The following is a 19,829-nucleotide window of genomic DNA, read 5'->3' as shown; positions in this document are numbered from 1 at the left end:
TAATGCTGCTTATTCCTATTATGATGACATTAGATATCAAAGGCGAGACTGCCCGGAGTCAGGAATGGCCAGTTAAGACGCGTCGGTGAACTCTCACCCTGCGCACCAAAGAAGTAAGCTGTTCTTGGGGTAGCGTAAACTACACTGCCTTTTTGCAACCCGAGTTCCTGCAGATTATGGTGGGTGAATTTGGCTTCCCACAGTTCTTCGCTATGCCAGCCGTGTGGGGCTAATTCCAGTCTTACTTCGGCGCCAATGGGGGTCATGGCGACAATATTGAACGGCAAATTGGCCTGACTATTAGGCTTATTTGACAGCGCTAATTCGTGACTGCGTACGTAGAGAACACCATCTTGCTGCAGTGTTTGCTGTTCTGGAGGTGTTAAAAATGCTTGACCATTTTCCCAACGTTTTTGTTGCCAACTGGCTTCAAAGACATTGACGTTACCAAGAAAATCAAACACAAAGCGACTATTGGGGTGCGAGTATAGCTCAGCAGGTGTATTAATCTGCTCTATATGACCATTACTCATCACTACCACTCTATCTGAAAGCTCAAGCGCCTCATCCTGATCGTGGGTCACAAACACGCTGGTGAATTTCAATTCATCATGCAGGCTGCGTAGCCAGCGGCGTAGTTCTTTACGCACTTTAGCATCTAAGGCGCCAAAGGGTTCATCCAGTAGCAAGACTTCTGGTTGGGTTGCGAGTGCACGGGCCAACGCAATGCGCTGTTTTTGTCCACCCGAGAGTTGTTCAGGATAGCGCTGTGCGAGATGGCCTAGTTGTACTGTTTCTAGCAGTTGTGTCACTCGCTTATGAATTTCTGCCGCCGAAGGCCTTTGTTTTTTCGGCATGACTTCGAGTCCAAAGGCGACGTTATCGGCGACCGTCATATGGCGAAACAGCGCGTAGTTTTGAAACACAAAACCTACGCGTCTTTCACGCACATGCACTTGAGTGACATCTCGGTTGCCGAATTGAATTTGGCCGCTATCGGCTCCTTCAAGACCGGCAATAATCCGCAGCAGTGTGGTTTTGCCTGAACCTGATGGTCCCAGCAGACCAATCATTTCCCCTTCTTGAATATCGAGATTAAGTGGGGAAAGCGCCTGAAATTGGCCAAATTTCTTGGAAATATTAGTAAGACGAATACTCATAGTTGGCTCTGCTCTTTATTGTCATTGGCGGTTAAACTGCGTTGTTGCCGCCATTCCACTACGGCTTTTAACATTAGGGTAAATAGGGCGATCAGGGCCAGTAATGACGCGCTCGCGAAGGCGGCTTCGGCCTGATAATCTTCATACAATAATTGCACATGTAAAGGTAAGGTATTGGTTTCGCCGCGAATGTTGCCAGATACGACAGCAACGGCACCAAATTCTCCTACGGCTCTGGCATTGGTGAGGATCACACCGTAAATCAGTGCCCATTTGATGTTGGGTAGGGTCACGCGGCGAAAGAGTTGCCACCATGACGCTCCAAGGATCACTGCAGCTTCTTCTTCCGATGCGCCCTGTTGTTGCATCAATGGGATCAGTTCTCTGGCCACAAAGGGGCAAGTGACAAAAATGGTCACTAATAGTATTCCTGGCCAAGCAAACATGATCTGCAGATCGTGCTCATATAGCCATTCGCCAAGCCAACCACTGTTGCCATAGAGCAGCAAATAGAGCAAACCTGCGACGACAGGGGAGACCGCAAATGGAATATCAATTAGCGTGATCAGTAACTTGCGACCGGGGAATTCAAAACGAGTCACGCTCCACGCCAGCATGATTCCGAACACTAAATTGATCGGTACTGTGAGTGCTGCCACCATCAGTGTTAAACCAATCGCATGCAGCGAATCCGGTTGAGTTAGGTGCCCAATATAACGCTCCCAACCTCCGACAAACGCTTGCTGAAAAATACTCACCAACGGCAATAGCAACAATAGCAAGCCCAAGAGCACGGCGAGGGTAATAAGGCTCCATTTGATCAGGGGCGCTTCACCGACTCTTAAGGGTTTAAATGAGTTCATATTCGCTCCTTATCGTCCATGAATGCGGCGCAGATAACGCGCCTGCCACAGGTTTATCAGCAGTAATAGCAGTAACGAGGTCATCAGAACCACTGAGGCAATGGCGCTGGCACCTGCAAAATCAAATTCTTGCAGGCGGACAAAGATCATTAACGAAGTGATTTCACTGATATAAGGCATATTGCCAGCGATAAAGATCACGGCACCAAACTCACCCAGACTGCGGGTAAAAGACAGTGCCGTTCCAATCATTAATGCTGGCCAAAGGGAGGGCAAAATAACCCGCCAGAATACCGAACGATCCGAGGCGCCAAGCGTCATTCCCGCTTCTTCTTCCTCGTGGGATAACTCTTCGAGAACGGGTTGTACCGTACGAACCACAAAGGGAATACTGGTGAAAATCATCGCGACCACTATGCCTAGCGGGGTGTAGGCGACTTTTATGCCCCATTCAGCTAATAGACTACCGATTTGGCCGTTTTCCGCATAAAGGGTGGCTAAGGTGATACCGGCAACGGCGGTCGGCAAGGCAAAGGGCAAATCTACCAAGGCATCTAAAATGCGTTTGCCGGGAAATTCATAACGCACGAGTACCCATGCGAGTAATAATCCGAAAAGGCAGTTAAATAATGATGCCGCGAGCGCCGATAGTATGGTGACTCGGTAACTGGCAACCACTCTGGGATCGGCAATCACGCCCCAGTATTCGGACCAGCTCATTGAACTGGTCTGCATGATTAAGCCTGTGGTTGGCAATAATAGGATTAGGCTGACAAACAGCAGGGACACACCTAAGCTGATGGTAAAACCGGGAAGAACCCGCTTATGGCGTAAACGCCCGTTATTAAAAATCACAGAATAATCACCCGATCAGGTTAATTGCGTTAAACCAATACTATTTATACGGTTCGCTCGTTGTTGGCTCAAGCCATTTGTTGGATGCAATCTTTACGGCTAACACTGATTGATAAATGCCAATTAGCGATAAACCCGAGACTTTGCTCGGGTTCAATGTTGATATCTTACTACATTAAGGACGATATCAGCGCTTTAATAGCTCATCGAGTTTTGCACCGTTAGCAAACTGCGTTTTCATGGCATTATCCCAACCACCGATGATTTGCTCAACAGTCAGCAGGTCAACGGTAGGGAACTGCTTAGCAAACTCAGCTTTTACCTTTTCGTTGTGTACACGATAGCTGAATCCTGCCAGTAGACGTTGCGCTTCTTCGCTGTAGAGATAATTCAAATACTCAGTTGCGAGTTCCTGTGTACCGTTACGCTTAGCATTTTTCTCAACCACAGCGACGGGGAACTCTGCCAGAATCGAGGTTTTTGGTACAACCACTTGGTAATCGTCCGTACCATACTGCTGGCGGATATTGTTCACTTCCGATTCAAAGGTAATTAATACATCACCGATCCCACGTTCAACAAAGGAGGTGGTCGCACCGCGGCCGCCTGTATCAAATACTGCGACATTACCGAGGAATTTTTTCAGGAATTGATCCAGTTTAGCCTGATTATCCTTACCATAGTTTTTCTGAGCATAACCTAATGCGGCTAAATAAGTGTAGCGAGCATTACCAGAGGTTTTTGGGTTAGGAAAGACCAGTTTAACGTCATCTTTAGCTAAATCGCCCCAGTCGCTGATTTGCTTTGGGTTACCCTTACGCACCAAAAATGCAATGGTGGAATAGTAAGGTGAACTGGCGTTAGGGAGTAATTGTTGCCAATTTTCTGGGATCAATTTACCGCGATCGTGCAGAACTTGTACGTCTGTCACTTGATTAAACGTTACCACATCTGCGGGTAATCCCTGCAGAATCGAGCGTGCCTGTGCAGATGAGCCTGCATGGGATTGTTTAATTTCGACGGTTTTACCTGTTTTCTCTTCCCAATGTTTGGCAAAAACGGGGTTGTAGGCATTGAATAATTCCCGTGCGATATCATAAGAGGAATTAAGCAGGGTTTGATCTGCGGCAGTCACATTGAGTGAGGTTCCCAGAATGAGGGTTCCTAGCAGGGCCTTTATCAATTTTACGGACATTTTTAACTCCTTAATCTGGCAATTTTGTCAGCGTTATGGCACCTAGAGTAATAGAATTAATTGTTTATAAAAAGCCAGTTGAATAGAACTTTTTTGAATAACTATGAGCGATTTATTTTATGTTATAAGCAGTATTCACCGTGTTTGTCAGTGGTAACCGACTTAGAATAGGCTATCGCTTAGTTGTTTTTATCAAGTAAAGGATAATCCTAGTGTCTGACTTTCCGACAATTGAAGCCTGCATCGGGCAAACTCCGCTGGTTCGCTTGCAGCGGCTTAACTGTGGTACTTCCACTGTACTGTTAAAATTGGAAGGCAATAACCCCGCGGGTTCAGTAAAAGATCGTCCTGCACTCAATATGATTATTCAGGCCGAACTTCGCCAAGAAATAAGCCCTGGTGATACGCTTATTGAGGCAACGAGTGGCAATACTGGGATTGCGCTGGCGATGGCGGCGGCAATCAAAGGATACAAGATGATCCTGATTATGCCGAATAATTCGACTCAGGAGCGTAAGGATGCGATGCAAGCCTATGGCGCAGAGCTCATGCTAGTGGATAATATGGAGACTGCGCGGGATTTGGCGCTGCAGTTACAAAGCGAAGGCAAAGGTAAGGTGCTGGATCAATTTAATAACCAAGATAACGCTAATGCCCATTTCCTCACTACAGGCCCTGAGATCTGGCAACAGAGTCTAGGCAAAATTACCCACTTTGTGTCAAGTATGGGGACGACAGGTACCATAATGGGTGTGTCCAAATACCTTAAAAGTTGTAATCCAGACATTACTATCGTCGGCCTTCAACCCGCCGATGGCAGTGCTATTCCTGGGATTCGGCGTTGGCCGCAGGCATATTTGCCTGGGATTTTTGATGCTTCTTGGGTTGATTTAGTTATGGATATTGAAGAGCAAGATGCAAAAGCCATGGCGAGAACCTTAGCGCGAGAGGAAGGGATTTGTGCAGGAGTCAGTTCGGGCGGTGCCGTGTTTGCTGCGCTGGAGATTGCTAAACAATATCCGGGTTCTGTGGTCGTGGCGATTGTCTGTGATAGGGGCGATCGTTACCTTTCGTCAGGGCTTTTTTCCTGAGTCCTAGATTTTTACTCTAAGCATATTGAGCGATATGAATGTTTGATGGGTGAAAATGGGCGAGACGCGCCCATTTTTACCCTTTAAAACGTGATCATTTTTTCGGTGGGAATTGCGCCAAAATTCGGTTGACGGCTTTGGCGGTATCTTGGGCTTTCTCGTTACCGCCTGTATCGAAATCATAGCTGTCGCTGCCACGCCAAATAAGAGCTTTGGTCTTAGGATCGACAATATCTATCTGAATGGTTTGAATTTTAGCGGTATCACTCCCCAGCGGCACGCCAACACTGGTGCCTATTCCAATCCCGCCCGAATTTCCGAATGTGCCTGTGCCTAATCCAATGGATAGCCCTGAATCTTTGGGCTTATCTTGGGTGAGTAAGGCGTAGGCGACGTTAAAGTCCGGCGACGCTGTATTTTCTACAAACCCTTTTTGAGTCAATTGGTTGTTAATTTCTACTTGAATACGCTGGGCGCTTAACGGGTCATCCGTCGGCTGTGGTGTTAACTGGGTAAAGCTGCGTAGTGCGGTGAAGTCGTAATTGAGATCATAATCGTTTTTCGGTTTACTGCTGCAAGCGCTTAATAAGGCAACAGCGACGAGCAGACTGGCAAAGTGACGGTATCCCATGATAGTGCTCCAAGTTGTACAAACTCTGTTCAATGTGCCTTGATTAAGGTTGTTTCTGCAAGTACTTTAGATAAGTGTGTTGTATTTGAATCGCTTTGAATGCAATCCAACGGTATCTTTTTTAGCGCGGGTCGTTTTGAGTATGGTTTATTTTTAGATAGGAATAGCGGCGGGTTATGGAACAGTTAGCCTTTTTTGATATCCCGAGTCCCTGTATCGGTGTGTGTGTTACCGATGCGCGTGGTTACTGTAATGGTTGCCTGCGAAGCCGTGACGAAAGATTCAATTGGTTAACGTTTTCAGATGCGCAAAAGTATGATGTCATTCGCCTGTGTACTCAACGTAAACGTCGTCGCCAGTTAGCGATGATGAAAGCAAGGCAAGCACAAATAGAGCAAGAAAGGGCAGCGTTAAATCCACAGTTGAATTTTGAGCCTGAGCCCGAAGCCGATCTGGATTTTGGTGGCTTCGAGCTAGACTAATAGGTTGAATACTTTGTTAAATAGTCTTATTTAACTGACTTGTAGAATTAGCGCGTTAGATGAATAACAGACCCGCAGTCGTTTAATCCCTATCCCAATCCCTATTACAGCTTACGCTTCTTCGGCCAGATTAAACTAAATCGAGTATGTTGTGCATCACTGGTAACACTTACATTTCCTTGATGTCGTTGCATAATCCGTTTGATGATCGCAAGGCCTAAACCATGTCCTTTATTGCCATTCTGTACCGATTGGCTGCGATAAAATGGCTCGAACACTTTCGGTAAATCCACCGCAGGGATAGGTTCGCCGTCGTTACTCACACTTAAATTGACCCTATGCTGGGTCTGCTTAACTTCAATGATGATTTCAGTGCGGGCAAAGCGTTGTGCATTGGTCAGTAAATTCTGTAGTGCCCGTTCGATTAATGCGGGTTCTCCGAATAAGGGCAGTTTTTCGACTTCGGCCTTGAGTGTTATAGGCGTTGGACTTAAGGTTTCTAGGCGCTTAATACTTTGATTGATGAGATTAATTAAATCGTACTCATCCAACTGGATACCTTCTCGCTGTGACTCTAAGCTGGCGTAGGTCAGCAGTTCTTGAAGTAAGTCTTCCATTTCTTTGATGTCGAGCTGCATTTCGTCGAGAAAATCTTGTCGCTTCTGTTCGTCCGAATCTGGCTGACAATACATAGGCATAAGTGCAAGAGCGAATTTGAGCCTCGCCAGTGGCGTGCGGATCTCATGGGATACCGCATTAGATAGGTGTTTCTGGTTCTCAATCAAGGCGCTGATATGTCGCGCCATTTCGTTAAAGGTATTGGCTAAGGGTTTGACCTGAGAGCGATTTGACAGGGTAATCCGCGTGTCCCATTTGGCTTCGCCAAATTCTTTGGTGGCCTTACGCAGTATGCTCAAATCCCGTGAAAGCGGGCCGACCCAAATTAGCGCAACGAGGGCGAGTGATAAATAAAAGAACAGGGTGAACAGGCTGCGAAGGTTAGCTCTGGGATCTATGTCCAGCGGCCCCGCCATTAAGACTTGATCGTCTACTCGAATAAATTGCAGCAGGCTATCATCATTGGCCGTGGTGGTGAACACCTTGCTTGTGCTTAACGCTTGATTATCTGCCAGCGCGACTTGATCTGCATTGAGTAATTGCAGTGGCATCACAGGGTTCGCTGGGATCGCCTCCAGATACCGTTGGCGGGCATCGGGAGGTAATTCCGCTAATAATTGCGCCAATGCCACTAACGGCGCATCGAGGGCATTATTGTCATCAACATTCTTCTGCCACAGGCTGTCGAGTGTCCAGCCAATCCCAAGCACGCTGAGACTGAGTAACAGATATAAACTGATAAAGAGACGTTTCACTGTATTTGTGCTTAGTTATTCCAAGCTTCAGGAGCAAAGAGATAACCTTGTCCCCAAACGGTTTTAATTCTGAAAGGTGTCTCAATATTATCGTTGAGTTTTTTACGTAATCTAGAGATCCGCACGTCAATTTTTCGATCTTTACCATCGAAATCAATATTGAGTAACAACTGATAAATATACTGACGGCTGAGCACTTGGCCCGCTTGCGAGGCCAGTAACCACAGCAATTCGAATTCATGGCTGGTGAGATCGATTTCAGTTTCATTAAGACGAATCGCATGGGTATGCGGGTCGATACTCAATTTACCGAAGGTTAGACAATGTGATTCTGCCTGTGGTGGCTGATTCTGACGGCGAAGTAAGTTGTTGATCCGCGCAACTAACAGAGCAGGATCGACGGGCTTGACCACGTAGTCATCGGCACCGAGTTCTAGTCCTTTGATTTGATCTTCACTTGAACCAAGTGCGCTCATCAATAGGATTGGACCTGCGAAATAATCGGGCAGTTTCTCACACAGAGTGAGGCCATCCATGCCCGGTAGCATAATGTCTAACAGTATGATATCTGGCTTGTAATTGATTAATCGTGTTAGCACTGTATCGCCACGGCGTTCAACTTCAACATGCATACCATGGGATTTTAGGTAATCTACAATCAAGTTTGCTAGGCGAACGTCGTCTTCAACCAATAATACTCTGTGGTTCGATTGTGGGCTTGTCATTAAAATAAACTCCAAGGGTTGCGGTAACGTCTGCGAACCTGAGGTTGTGATGCAGAAGTGATTTTAAGTTTGGCACCAGCCAAAGTTTGGTTACTGTCTTTACTCACCATGACAAATTGAATATCCGTCATAGTGTGGATTTTCATGCTTAACGTATGGGTTGAAACTGAATCACTGCACCATTTGGGGTAGGCAGCGTTGTCGGACAAGATACAGATAAGCTCATCTTTAGCGAGTTCCCACTGTAGTTCTATATAGACGTCACAGGCCTCAGTTTCTGAACTTGTGATGCAAATTTCGGGTGTGAGTTTGAGTGCCGAGTCGCGAGTTTTGGCTTGTGCTGAACTTTGGCCCATCAAGCCGAGGCTTAGACCTATAAAGCAAAGCAAGCTTAACTGAGGCAGTGTCACTAACGTTAGAACCTATAGGCAGCGCCGATAAAGTAGGTGCTGCTATAGTCTTGGTCTAACAAGGGACTGGCGGCAATCTCATCGGCAATTAGAGTGTAACGAACTGCCAACAGTAGATCCCAATTGTCAGTTAATATGTAACGGGCCGTCATTTCCGCACCTTTATCCCAACCTGATTTTGCTTGATATCTTTCGCTCCAATAGGCGTTTTCACTGGGTCTAACGCTGTAATAATAATCCACTACATCTTGGCTTTTCCAATCAAATACCAATGCAAACTCAAAAATGAAACGGTCGTAATCCCAGCCATAGGTCCATTTTATTTGTGCTTCTGAACCTTGATGCACATTAAACATATCATGGGTGTACGCCAATCTAATAATACCGAGCCGCGTATAGATGAATGCTTCGGCACCGCCAAGTAAGGTGAAGTTCCGAGTCTCTAAGGAATTAAACTCAGGCTCTGGCTCAGTCGACAAAGCCATACTATTTATGGCTTTGGCTTCAACTTGAGTGCCACGATTCAAAAAGATATTCGATGGGTCCCATTGATAGAAGTAGGCTCTATCTAAGCTATAACTTGTTACTAAGTTAATTGTAAAGCTTTCTTGCTCGGCTAAGGTATAACCTAAATTACCATTGTCGAAGAACCAGTGTTCGCCGTAATAGGCCACTGTTGGAATAAAGAACAATGGAATATCGTCAAAATCCCTAAGTGGATTGCTTTTTTGTCCCCAGCCTATGGCGATGCCTAGATCCCAGTTGTTCATCTCAATACATTGATTTTCTGGTGCACAGGCTTCTTTCGCCATTCCGATTGCAGGCAAAATATTTAAACTTGTAATGAGGACAAAAAGAATACGATACATGATTTAACGATTAAGGGCTGAGGTTAATAATACAGGAAAACAGATTAGCATTTTATGCTCAATTCAACAGTGGTTTCATTCACGGAGATGCAAAATGATACAGCTATCAATTAAATAATAAATTTATGAATTGCACAATATGTTGATAGTCATGCTAAAAGCTTATCTTGGCAGCTTTCGTACGGTTAATTGTGGATGTTAAATTTTGTGTTTTATAAGTTTCGAGTGTAACTGAAATGATGTTAATTATGATGTAAAAGCTGTGTTGCTTGGAAATAATAATGCCATTCGCAAGTGTGAATGGCACAGACTGAAGCCGAATAACCTACTTTGCGGTAATAACACAGAGATTAGAATGAAGATTAATTGACCTCAGTAACTGACTTGTAGCCCATTTCTGTCAATTGATCGTTTACACAATCAAGCACATATTGTTTTAGCTCAGCATTTTCGACTTGATCTTCAGAGGCCATCTGTTGGCACACTTCTTTCAACTGAGCGAGATCGGCAGCTGGTGCAGGCGGTAAAGAGGAGTCGTCAGCAAAGGAAGTGAAACTTACTAATGCCAATAGAGTAAAAACAGCTGATAACTTATTCATTTTATTTCCTTTAGTTATGTATTGTTAACCACAGATTAAGAAGCATTCTCTTAATACCACTGTGCCAACATTAGCAATTTATCACTGCTATTCTGTTTTAGATATAAATAATTTTTACCTTTCTTGATTAAGGTTTTTTACCTTGTTTTCCCTTGATTCGCTTCAAGTAAATGGGCTGGATAAGTGTACTTTATTTGCTCTAGTTTGATTCATTCTTAGCAGCCTTTTGGCTGCTTTAGATTGGTTCACAACCCTCCCTCTGAACTTATGCGTGCTAAGTTGGCTCTTCTGAACTTGTGTTTGAAATTAATTGATGAAACTCTGCACTAAACTTATGCGCTTAACTTATGCGCTTAATTGTGCGTACAGTAGAACTTGGATTTCTTTCAAAAGTGCCGCTTACATCACTTTAACGGCTTATTTGCGATAAAGTGCATTATTATCACTGTTTATGGTCGATTTTTAATGAAGGTTTAATCGCCGCTGTTAACTGAATTATGCGGTAGTTATAAGAAGTCATATAAAATGAGATATGACGCATGTTGTAGGCCGTTTTTTTCTAGAATATTGAATTAAAAAGAATTAATTTTTATGTGTTTTTTAGTTTAAATTTTATTATACAGTTTATTATTTTAACTTTATGTTTTTATTGTTTATTTTTATGTGTTCGTTTGTTTTTGATGATTACATTGCTAAGATTATAGCTATCCTCTAGAATGCGCCGCTCTCGCAGGTGCGCGTGCATAAGATTAATGGCAAATGCTATTGATTTTTATTGAATTGTTGATTTTTCTCTAGGGGAACTCTGTGTCTACAAAACTGGCTAATCCAGCGCCATTAGGTTTAATGGGCTTTGGTATGACAACAATTTTGTTAAACATTCATAATGCGGGATATTTCCCTATTGATTCTATGATCTTAGCCATGGGGATTTTTTACGGTGGCATTGGTCAAGTGATTGTGGGGATTATGTGTTTCATGCGCGGCGATACTTTCGGTACGACGGCATTTACCTCATACGGTTTGTTTTGGTTAACGCTAGTGGGCCTCATTTTAATGCCTAATGCTGGCATTGCGGCGAGTCCAACGTATTTTATGGGCTGGTATTTAACGCTTTGGGGCATATTCACGGCATTTATGTTTGTGGGTTCTTTGCGTTATCCAAGAGCCAAACAGTTTGTGTTTGCTTCTTTAACTATCTTATTTTTTCTGCTGGCGGCGCGTGATTTTACGGGTAGCGCCTTGATTGGCACTATTGCGGGCTTTGAAGGGATACTTTGCGGTGCGAGTGCGATTTATTTTGCGATGGCGCAGGTGCTTAATAATGAGTATGGCCGTACGATTTTACCGGTTGGTGAATTGAAAAAGTAACGATTCAGCAATGCAGAGTTGTAAAAAAGGCTGATGAAGATCAGCCTTTTTTATGGGTGTTTTTAGCTGTATTACATTTTAGTTTTAATATAGGCCACAGCTGCTTCATCTAAGCTACGGAGAGAAACATAACTCGTGCCTGCCTTGTGGGTGATCAAGAAGCCTTTTTCAGTTTCTTTAATTCGGTAAATGTCGGTCCATAAAATTTGGCTGGTCACAGACATGGATTGAGTATGAATTCCTTTCTCATCAATAGTGAGTGTGACCTCATTGCTGGCCGCTTTACTCATCATCTGACGCATCAACCACCATGCCTTGTGATACTTCACATTGAGTGCTTCGATAACACCTAACCCAACAAAAAAGTAAGCTAAATACAGGCTAATATCGGTGAAAATAAGCGCGATACCTATCAGGGTTAATCCAATGGCTTTGTAGTAAGGTTTGAGCGTGGGATCTGGTACCACTGATTGCGTATAGCATTCATCGAAATGGGCTTTATCTAAAATATACGTTGTGGAATATGAATAGGGCGTTGGCATCATGTCATCTAATTGAGGTGGCACTTAATGCGGGCTAGTGTAGCGATTACAGTGATGAAAGTAACTAACCTTGCTATTGCAAGCATGAATGAGCACTTTGGTGTTTTCAAATTCGACGTTCAAACCCGCTCGTTAATACAGGTCAAGATATGAGTTGGACAGAAATACGGCAACGGCTATATTAGTCTTGCCGTAAGCATTGTTCGATTTTCGTGATTTGACACAAGGAGTGCAAACATCATGGCCTTAGTCCCCAAAGATTTTGTAAATTACAAATCAACGCCGGTTTTCAACCATGACAACGTCCCTAAAATGTTGCTGCACATGCACAATACTAAGGCTGGCGTGTATGGGCAGATCCAAGTGTTAACGGGCAGCTTAAAGTTTTATGGCTATACGGGTAGCAGGGGCGAATTAGATAAAGAAGTTATTATTCGCGCAGGTGAAACCGCCATATCACATCCTGAATATTGGCATAAAGTGGAGCTACTGACCGAAGATACTCAGTTTAGACTCCACTTTTATGCCCATAAGGATTCGGCCATAGTGGCGCAGCAACAATCCGAGCGAAGCGAATAGTACCTAGCTCCTAGCAACTAATACTCTGTCCAATTCGCGCGGTTAGCAGCTGCTGGCAACTTCTCGCTAATAACCGATTTACGCTAATAGCAAATGGCACTAATAGCGATTTCGTTCCGTTGGAATATCAGTTAAATACTCCACAAATTCCACTTCAAAACCATGGGCATCGAAGAAGTAAATATTGCGTCGATAGGGATCTTCCATGCCATCTTTGGCAATAGGGAAACCTGCTTGGGTCAGTCTTGCTATCACAGCATCTAAGTTGTCGGTCACAAAGGCAAAATGCGCCAGTCCAATTTGATGACCAGCCAAATCGCGGTTTTCACCTTCACCATTGTCACTAAAAGCAATGTATTGATAATCATCGCCAAAATGAATCCAATTACGGGGTTTGCCGTACCAAGTGCCTTTATCACCACCACGAATACGCCAATTGGGGAAAGCCGCTTGATAAAAGCGCAGTGCTGCGGGGATGTCGTCTACCACTAAATTGATATGCTCTAAATGAATCATAATGCGTTCCTTGTAATGATTTTAGTCTGTTGCTGGTGGTTAAAATCTCAAGCCGCTTACATACCGTAACAGTATTCCTGCTGTTTTGGGTACGCTTGATTGGCATGTTGTTCACGAATGGGGGCTAATGCTTGGGCGTATTGATGCAGCATATATAAGCTGTATTGCACTCTTTCCCTAAGCGCGATATCGCGGGCACTCTCAGGGATTGCATTGAGTACATGGCTGACATTGCGGATGATTAAGTGATCGGGTATGGGCACTAATTTATTGTTTTTAAGGGCATTCATCTTCACTTCAACGATAGGATAGGTACCGCTAATACCATCCGATATCGAAACTAATAAGGCGGGTTTATGGGCGGTTTCTTCGCGAGTACACATCAACAAAAAGTTCTTCAGTAATGGTGATGCCATGCCGCCCCATTCCGGGGTGATCAGCACTAGCGCATCGGCTTCATCGACTCTGTGCTCTATTTCGGGCCAGTGTTCACCTTTGTTGTCTTCTTCTCCGTCCCAAAAGGGCAGATTAAATAGGCATAGTTCTAAGTGATGTATCGTGTCGTAACCCATGTTGTGGGGAGATGAGAAACTGCTTTCCGCGATATAACGACCGACTTTAGCACTTTGTGAATCGGGTCTTTGGCTGGTGCTGATGATGAGTAATTTCATTAAGTAAACCTATTTGTTTATAAATTATTTGTAAGGTAATTGCTTTATTTAATCTTGTAAAGGATAAAGTAAATAAAAAAGTTTATTTAATCTGTTAAAGCTGCGGAGATTGGGAGATAATGCTTCGGCTGAAATCGGGGAGACTCAATGAAAACTACTGATAAGATTATTCAATTACTCAAGTTGCATGGCCCGCTTACCGCTAAAACCTTAGCGGAGGAATTGGCGTTAACGACTATGGGGGTGCGTCAACATCTGCAAGCTTTGGAAGATATGGGTGATGTGGATATTGAGGATCGAGTTGAAGGCCGCGGTCGCCCAACACGTTATTGGGGATTGACCGAACAAAGCCGTACTCACTTTGCCGATCGCCATGAGGAATTGACGGTACAGCTGATTGACTCGGTAAAAATGATCTTTGGCGACCAAGGCTTGGATAAGCTTATCGGTCACAGGGAGCAAAGTGCGTTAGTCCAATATCGTGCGGCAATGGAAGGGGCTACTGATATTCCGACACGTCTGGCCATACTTGCGAAATTACGCTCGAACGAAGGTTATATGGCGACCATGGAACACATCGATGGCGTGTATTTTTTACTCGAAAATCATTGTCCAATCTGCGCCGCAGCGACTAAGTGTTTGAACTTTTGCCGCTCAGAGTTGCAACTTTTCCAGCAGTTATTCGCTGATATTGCCGTGGTGAGCCGCGAAGAACATATCATCGAAGGTGCTCGCCGCTGTGCATATAAAATTGCGGCAATTAAAGTTGCGGCGATAGCCTAGTCGTGCACTTAAGTTGTTTGCTTGAGGCGTTTTATCTGTGGGATAAAACGTCACTGAAAGCTAACGCTATATATTAAGCATTCGTTCTGGGCTTAAACCTCGGAGCTTAGGGTTTATCAGGTTCGTGATAGGCCAATAAGGTTTCGAAACGAGGATGCCCTTTAAGTTGTGAGAAATCAGCTTCATCCAACGCTAGCTCTTTGAAGGATGCGCTGTTATGGATGGCACGTTCCAAATCAGAAATTGCCCTATCTTCAACACCTAAACACGCAAAGGCGCAGGCTCTTTGATAAAAAGCATGGGCGTTCGTTGGGTCAACCTCTAAAACACGATTACATAGGCTTTGTGCCCAATTAAATTCGCGCATTTCCATTGCGGCATCGGCCTTGTAGGTCAGCGCTTCCAAGTCTCCAGGTCGAATCGTGAGGATTTCATCGTAGACTTCAATTTTTTGTTCGGGTGTCTGGGCACTTTGGGCGCGTAGCCACAGATTATGAATTTCATTAATCACTTCTATTTCACGATTATTATCCGTGATAGTACGACTCTTATGCTTGAGTTCTTGCTCGAGTAATTTGAACTTTTCTTCGTATTGTTCGGCAATACTCTGCAGCTGATTCGCGGCCAGTTTGGCGGTATGTGTCTTGATTTCCCGTAGGGATTGCCAGCCGATAAAGGCAACTAAAGAGGCGACGCCGGCGATCATATAAAAGAAGTAAGTGACAGTGACATTGGCGTAATTCATCGACTTGTCGGCAACGGCCAGTTCGCGATCTGTGATATCTATGGTGAGGCGCCGCTCAAGATCCTGTTGATCGTATCTGAGGGATTTGAGTTCATCGAAGACGTAGCGCTCTATCAGCGGTTTATCATGGATGGCGAAAGGTTGAGGCGCTTCAGGGGGATTTTCTGCATCGCTCGCTTGAGTGAAGAATGAGCTCGCGAGTATCACTAAAAACAAGACTAAAAATAGCAGGTTCGAACGTATCATAACGGGACTTGCAGATAAGTTTTTGATGCGGTAACCACTCACAATAAGATGAATTGAACGCCTAGCTTAACAAATTTTGCCTAGTTTGAGCTAATTTTGCTCTAAATAACCTCTGTGATGCTTACAGTATTAGCTCGCTATGACCTGAACTCGCATCCTGCTAGAATGGCTATCCCATTCATATTTCGTCATTTGTGGTGTTATGCAGTCTAAGCGCGGCCGACTCGATCGTTATCTCTGTACCCAGTTACACACTCACCGTAAAGCGGTGCGTGAACTGTTACTCTTGGGCCGAGTTCGTGTCGATGGATTGATAGTGAAGGACATGGATAGGCAAGTGGATGAGTTTTCTCACATCCAACTCGATGGGCAAATATTACAGGCCAACACGCCAGTTTATTTGATGTTGCATAAGCCGATTGGCGTGGTGAGCGCGACTAAAGATACTCAGCATAAAACCGTGATTGATTTGCTCGATTGTGAAGCCCGTGATGAGTTACATATCGCGGGTAGACTAGATTTGAATTCTTCGGGTTTATTATTACTGACCAATGACAGCCGCTGGTCTGATGCACTAATGTCACCAACGCATAAGGTCGATAAAGTGTATCGCGTCACCTTAGCTAATCCCTTAACTGAAGAATATATCGCCGCATTTGCCGAAGGTATGTATTTCAGCTTTGAAGATATAATGACTCAGCCTGCTAAATTGGTGATCCTTGCTGATCATGTTGCTGAAGTGACTTTAAAGGAAGGTAAGTACCATCAAATTAAGCGGATGTTTGGTCGCTTTCGAAACCCAGTTGTTGGTCTACATAGATTATCAATAGGTGATATTGTGTTGGATGAAGCTCTGGCATCAGGCGAAAGTCGTATGCTGAATGCCGCAGAAGTGGCTTGTATTCGCTGCAAACCGGTAGCTTAGAGACATAGGGTAATTCAATTTATCAGCCATTATTCTGCGTATTCTAAATCTAAAAATGGACTTGAGAGTCAAGTGTCCCAAGCCCGTGACATGGGATTAGAGATCGGCGTGGGGGCCGAATACTTCATAGTGCATGTTTTCAGCTGAGACACCCAGAGCGAGTAATTGTTGCTTGATGGCTGACATGAATCCAATAGGCCCGCAGAAATAGTAACGTGCATGGGGAAGCAGTTGATCTGCGACTTTGCTTAATTCCATTTGTCCTTCGAAATCATAATCTGTACCAACCACATCGGTTGAACTCGGCTTGCGATACCAAACATGGCTCTTCAGATTATGATGTTGCTGGCGCTTGGTGTGAATAGCCTGTTTGAAGCCATGTACATCACCTTGCTCACAGGCATGTAGCCAAGTAATAGCACTTGGATGTTGCAACTTGATCAATTGATTCAACATGCTTTTCATCGGTGTTTGACCCACTCCAGCTGAAATGAGCACTACGGGGATGTCCGCCCCGACTTCTAAGATAAAATCTCCCGCCGGCGGCATAACTGCAATTTTGTCACCGATATGCATGGTATCGTGTAGCAGATTAGACACTTGGCCACCTAATTCACGTTTCACACTGATGCGGTAGCTGTTGCCATTCGGTGCATCGGATAGGGAATATTGGCGGATTTCTTCATATGCTAAATTGGGATGTTTTAGTTTCAAACTTAAATACTGACCAGGAATGAAATCTTTAACTGGTTTACCATCTTCGGGCGTCAATATGAAGGAGGTAATGACTGTGGACTCAGTCTTTTTCGCGCTAATGATAAACTGACGCTCACCCAACCAACCGCCATCTTGTTCTGCATGTGCCTGATAAATTTGAGCTTCTCGTTGAATAAAGATATCTGCTAAAAATCCATAGGCCTGCGCCCAAGCTTCTAATACTTCTTCTGTTACTGCATCGCCGCCTAACTCTTTAAGGGTGGCCAATAAGTGGCTGCCGACAATCGCATATTGCTCAGGTTTGATCAGAAAGCCTGTATGTTTTTGGGCAATGCGCTCGACAGTCGAACTTAGCACCGCTAAGTTTTCAATATTTTTAGCATAAGCCGCGACGGCGTTGAACAGGGCAACAGGCTGGCCACCAGAATGCTGGTGTGCCAAGTTAAATACATCTTTTAGTTCAGGATTATGTTTGAACATACGTTCATAAAAATGGGTCGTCAGCGCAGGGCCTGCGGATTCGAGTAAGGGGATAGTGCTCTTGATAACTTGGATTGTACGGCTGTCCAACATAGAAAATCCTTAACGTGCAAATATTATGAATGTTAAATAAGTTTAAAGATCTATTTGATTTGGATCAATAGTGATGATCGCAATTCGTGCTACCGACAAGCGTGATTAAGGTCATTTGAAGTGCTTTATCAAAGCGGGTATGAGATAGGGGAATGATAAATAAATATTTTATTTCAATGTATTACAGAGGTGGAGGGAGGTTAACTGCAACAGCAAAGCTTATTGCAGTCATAGTGTGGTTTTTTGACTTAGAGTTTAAATGCACTTACTTGATTGCGCATGCTGTTGGCGAGTTTGGTTAAATTAACCACAGATTCACTTAATTCAGCCGCCGATGCGGTGGAATGTTCGGCGATATCGCTGATGGCAATAATACTGCGATTAATGCTCTCGGCAACGCTACTTTGTTCTTCGGCAGCGGTCGCAATATGAGTATTAAGTTCTGTGATGCTATCTACCGAGGAGACGATTTCTTTTAGTGCTTGGCCTGCTTGATTGGCTTTATCATTAGCATCATCTACTTGATTTATACCGATTTCCATAGCATTAACTGCTTCTTTAACGCCTTGTTGTAGTGTGGCAATCATGGCCTCAATTTCTTGGGTTGACTTTTGGGTGCGCTGCGCAAGGGTCCGCACTTCATCTGCAACGACTGCAAAGCCGCGGCCTTGTTCCCCCGCGCGGGCCGCTTCAATGGCGGCATTTAATGCCAATAGATTGGTTTGCTCGGCAATGCTTTTTATCACATCGAGTACGCGGCCGATATTTTGGCTCTCATTAGACAGAAATCCAATGACTTGTGCCGTTTTTTGAATTTGATCAGATAATTGCGACATACTGCTAATCGATTGCATCACAATATTATTGCCATTGGCTGCATAGGTGTCGGCATCTTTGGCTGAATCTGCCGCCGCAGATGCGCTTTGGGCGACTTCTGCGACCGTTGCCGTCATCTCATTCATGGCCGTTGCTGTTTGCTCCGTTTCGGCTTGCTGCTGTTGCATACGTTTATTGGTTGCCTGCGTGAAGCTACTTAACTCATTTGCTGAACTATTAACGGTATTTGCCGCTTCGGCAATAGAATGAAGAATGCCCCGCAAGTGTTCAATAACTTGGGTGAGGCTAGTGGATATTTGTCCTAGCTCATCGTGATTAAAAGTAGTGAATTTGACGGTAAGATCTGAGTCTTGATGGATCAGCTTAAGTTTATTGAGAATGTCATTAATAGGATTCATCACGCTGCGATTGACCCAGAGCCCAATCACAATACTGATAATCATGGCGGCACAGGCTAATGCTACAAAAATAGTGATTGAAGATTGGTAAATGGCATTCACACGATCTTTTTCTTCGCCTGCCACGCGAATTTGCAGTGCAATCAGTTCAGATATTTGGTTACTGATGGGGTCTATTACTTGGTAAAGCGGCAGGATATTGGCCGATAATTGGCTTGATACATCACCATTTAATCCTCTTAAGCGTGAGACCAGAGTGTCAATCTGTTGATTCGCGGGTAAGAACAGCACTTCGGCTTGTTTTACGAGTCGGGATTCTTCTGAGGTAAGTTCAGTGGCTAAGTATTTTTGCCAATGCTGGGTAATGGTAGATTTGGCACTGTCTAGTGCTTCAGCTGCTTGAGAGGCGGTGAAACCACCCGCGTTTGCCTTATTGACCGCATCGATAACATCGACCGCGTATTTATCAGCAATCACTTTTAAATCGTCTAGTGGCACAACTCTATCGCCATAGATACGTTCAACACCCGATTCAATTTTACCCATCATATTAATGGCGAGAAAACCAATCGTCATTAGCATTACAAGGGGAACCAGAATGCCGATAAACATTTTTTGTTTTATTTGTAGACCGTTCATATGGATAGCCTCAGTGAACTAAAGAGTCCTTTAG

General features: G+C 44.3%; 22 protein-coding genes. 6 read left to right on the top strand and 16 right to left on the bottom strand.

The genetic code is table 11. The annotated features are described in order from the left end of the window. Positions 1 to 29: 29 nt before the first annotated feature. The 4 genes from HQQ92_RS14740 to cysP all read right to left on the bottom strand — a co-directional run bounded on the left by HQQ92_RS14740 (position 30) and on the right by cysP (position 4,073). The gene (locus HQQ92_RS14740) at positions 30 to 1,160 is read right to left on the bottom strand and encodes a sulfate/molybdate ABC transporter ATP-binding protein (RefSeq protein WP_173246348.1); all 1,131 of its coding nucleotides are present in this window, start codon (positions 1,158 to 1,160) and stop codon (positions 30 to 32) included. Next, the gene (gene cysW / locus HQQ92_RS14735; protein WP_028759251.1) at positions 1,157 to 2,023 is read right to left on the bottom strand and encodes a sulfate ABC transporter permease subunit CysW; all 867 of its coding nucleotides are present in this window, start codon (positions 2,021 to 2,023) and stop codon (positions 1,157 to 1,159) included. Before cysW ends, HQQ92_RS14740 begins: the two co-directional genes overlap by 4 nt. Positions 2,024 to 2,032: 9 nt before the next feature. Next, complete coding sequence (gene cysT, locus HQQ92_RS14730) at positions 2,033 to 2,878, bottom strand: sulfate/thiosulfate ABC transporter permease CysT (RefSeq protein ID WP_105249982.1); 846 nt, start codon at positions 2,876 to 2,878, stop codon at positions 2,033 to 2,035. Between the two features lie 187 nt (positions 2,879 to 3,065). Continuing rightward, a complete protein-coding gene (gene cysP / locus HQQ92_RS14725; RefSeq protein ID WP_168825039.1) occupies positions 3,066 to 4,073 on the bottom strand; it encodes a thiosulfate ABC transporter substrate-binding protein CysP in 1,008 nt (335 codons plus the stop codon). A gap of 212 nt (positions 4,074 to 4,285) precedes the next feature. Between cysP and cysM the strand changes: the two genes are divergently transcribed. After that, a complete protein-coding gene (gene cysM / locus HQQ92_RS14720; RefSeq protein WP_105249981.1) occupies positions 4,286 to 5,164 on the top strand; it encodes a cysteine synthase CysM in 879 nt (292 codons plus the stop codon). Between the two features lie 94 nt (positions 5,165 to 5,258). On the opposite strand, the gene HQQ92_RS14715 is transcribed toward cysM, so the two are convergent. Continuing rightward, a complete protein-coding gene (locus HQQ92_RS14715) occupies positions 5,259 to 5,795 on the bottom strand; it encodes a DUF4136 domain-containing protein (protein ID WP_168825041.1) in 537 nt (178 codons plus the stop codon). A gap of 176 nt (positions 5,796 to 5,971) precedes the next feature. Between HQQ92_RS14715 and HQQ92_RS14710 the strand changes: the two genes are divergently transcribed. Further along, positions 5,972 to 6,277, top strand: a complete 306-nt coding sequence (locus tag HQQ92_RS14710; protein WP_028759256.1) for a DUF1289 domain-containing protein — start codon at positions 5,972 to 5,974, stop codon at positions 6,275 to 6,277. A 104-nt stretch (positions 6,278 to 6,381) separates the two neighbouring features. Here HQQ92_RS14710 and HQQ92_RS14705 read toward each other — a convergent pair whose 3' ends face one another. From HQQ92_RS14705 to HQQ92_RS14685, 5 genes are all read right to left on the bottom strand, one after another. Next, positions 6,382 to 7,650 (bottom strand): ATP-binding protein, encoded by a 1,269-nt coding sequence (locus tag HQQ92_RS14705; RefSeq protein ID WP_168825043.1) that lies wholly within the window; start codon positions 7,648 to 7,650, stop codon positions 6,382 to 6,384. A gap of 11 nt (positions 7,651 to 7,661) precedes the next feature. Further along, entirely contained in the window at positions 7,662 to 8,375 is a 714-nt protein-coding gene (locus tag HQQ92_RS14700) for a response regulator (RefSeq protein ID WP_006080570.1), read from the bottom strand. After that, a complete protein-coding gene (locus tag HQQ92_RS14695; RefSeq protein ID WP_028759258.1) occupies positions 8,375 to 8,785 on the bottom strand; it encodes a DUF3019 domain-containing protein in 411 nt (136 codons plus the stop codon). The genes HQQ92_RS14700 and HQQ92_RS14695 overlap by 1 nt, the downstream gene beginning before the upstream one ends. Positions 8,786 to 8,790: 5 nt before the next feature. After that, the gene (locus HQQ92_RS14690) at positions 8,791 to 9,654 is read right to left on the bottom strand and encodes a MipA/OmpV family protein (protein ID WP_173246346.1); all 864 of its coding nucleotides are present in this window, start codon (positions 9,652 to 9,654) and stop codon (positions 8,791 to 8,793) included. Positions 9,655 to 10,016: 362 nt separating this feature from the next. Beyond that, the gene (locus HQQ92_RS14685; RefSeq protein ID WP_028759260.1) at positions 10,017 to 10,253 is read right to left on the bottom strand and encodes a hypothetical protein; all 237 of its coding nucleotides are present in this window, start codon (positions 10,251 to 10,253) and stop codon (positions 10,017 to 10,019) included. A gap of 807 nt (positions 10,254 to 11,060) precedes the next feature. Here HQQ92_RS14685 and HQQ92_RS14680 point away from each other — a divergent pair. Next, on the top strand, positions 11,061 to 11,624 hold the full coding sequence (locus tag HQQ92_RS14680) for a GPR1/FUN34/YaaH family transporter (protein WP_113939919.1): 564 nt from the start codon (positions 11,061 to 11,063) through the stop codon (positions 11,622 to 11,624). Between the two features lie 71 nt (positions 11,625 to 11,695). Here the strand turns inward: HQQ92_RS14680 and HQQ92_RS14675 are convergent, their stop codons facing one another. Then, on the bottom strand, positions 11,696 to 12,166 hold the full coding sequence (locus HQQ92_RS14675; protein ID WP_173248676.1) for a YcxB family protein: 471 nt from the start codon (positions 12,164 to 12,166) through the stop codon (positions 11,696 to 11,698). A gap of 240 nt (positions 12,167 to 12,406) precedes the next feature. Here HQQ92_RS14675 and HQQ92_RS14670 point away from each other — a divergent pair, with 240 nt between their 5' ends. Then, positions 12,407 to 12,745 (top strand): DUF1971 domain-containing protein, encoded by a 339-nt coding sequence (locus tag HQQ92_RS14670; RefSeq protein WP_028759263.1) that lies wholly within the window; start codon positions 12,407 to 12,409, stop codon positions 12,743 to 12,745. Positions 12,746 to 12,844: 99 nt separating this feature from the next. Here HQQ92_RS14670 and HQQ92_RS14665 read toward each other — a convergent pair whose 3' ends face one another. Beyond that, on the bottom strand, positions 12,845 to 13,261 hold the full coding sequence (locus HQQ92_RS14665) for a VOC family protein (protein ID WP_173246343.1): 417 nt from the start codon (positions 13,259 to 13,261) through the stop codon (positions 12,845 to 12,847). A gap of 56 nt (positions 13,262 to 13,317) precedes the next feature. Further along, positions 13,318 to 13,932 (bottom strand): NADPH-dependent FMN reductase, encoded by a 615-nt coding sequence (locus tag HQQ92_RS14660; protein ID WP_028759265.1) that lies wholly within the window; start codon positions 13,930 to 13,932, stop codon positions 13,318 to 13,320. A gap of 147 nt (positions 13,933 to 14,079) precedes the next feature. Here HQQ92_RS14660 and HQQ92_RS14655 point away from each other — a divergent pair, with 147 nt between their 5' ends. Next, complete coding sequence (locus tag HQQ92_RS14655; RefSeq protein ID WP_028759266.1) at positions 14,080 to 14,715, top strand: metalloregulator ArsR/SmtB family transcription factor; 636 nt, start codon at positions 14,080 to 14,082, stop codon at positions 14,713 to 14,715. Between the two features lie 106 nt (positions 14,716 to 14,821). Here HQQ92_RS14655 and HQQ92_RS14650 read toward each other — a convergent pair whose 3' ends face one another. Beyond that, a complete protein-coding gene (locus HQQ92_RS14650; RefSeq protein ID WP_105249971.1) occupies positions 14,822 to 15,748 on the bottom strand; it encodes a TPR end-of-group domain-containing protein in 927 nt (308 codons plus the stop codon). 160 nt (positions 15,749 to 15,908) lie between these two features. Here HQQ92_RS14650 and HQQ92_RS14645 point away from each other — a divergent pair, with 160 nt between their 5' ends. Next, positions 15,909 to 16,631, top strand: coding sequence for a pseudouridine synthase (locus HQQ92_RS14645; protein WP_173246340.1), 723 nt, complete (start codon positions 15,909 to 15,911; stop codon positions 16,629 to 16,631). 96 nt (positions 16,632 to 16,727) lie between these two features. Here the strand turns inward: HQQ92_RS14645 and hmpA are convergent, their stop codons facing one another. Together hmpA and HQQ92_RS14635 are read right to left on the bottom strand one after the other, a co-directional pair. Further along, entirely contained in the window at positions 16,728 to 17,921 is a 1,194-nt protein-coding gene (gene hmpA, locus HQQ92_RS14640) for an NO-inducible flavohemoprotein (RefSeq protein WP_173246336.1), read from the bottom strand. Positions 17,922 to 18,169: 248 nt separating this feature from the next. Next, positions 18,170 to 19,795: a methyl-accepting chemotaxis protein gene (locus HQQ92_RS14635; RefSeq protein ID WP_173246333.1), complete on the bottom strand. Its 1,626-nt coding sequence runs from the start codon at positions 19,793 to 19,795 to the stop codon at positions 18,170 to 18,172. Between the last annotated feature and the right edge of the window lie 34 nt (positions 19,796 to 19,829).

It is taken from the genome of Shewanella sp. DC2-4 (assembly GCF_013248875.1).
Classification (GTDB): domain Bacteria; phylum Pseudomonadota; class Gammaproteobacteria; order Enterobacterales; family Shewanellaceae; genus Shewanella; species Shewanella oncorhynchi.
This window is presented reverse-complemented; position numbering and strand designations above follow the sequence as displayed.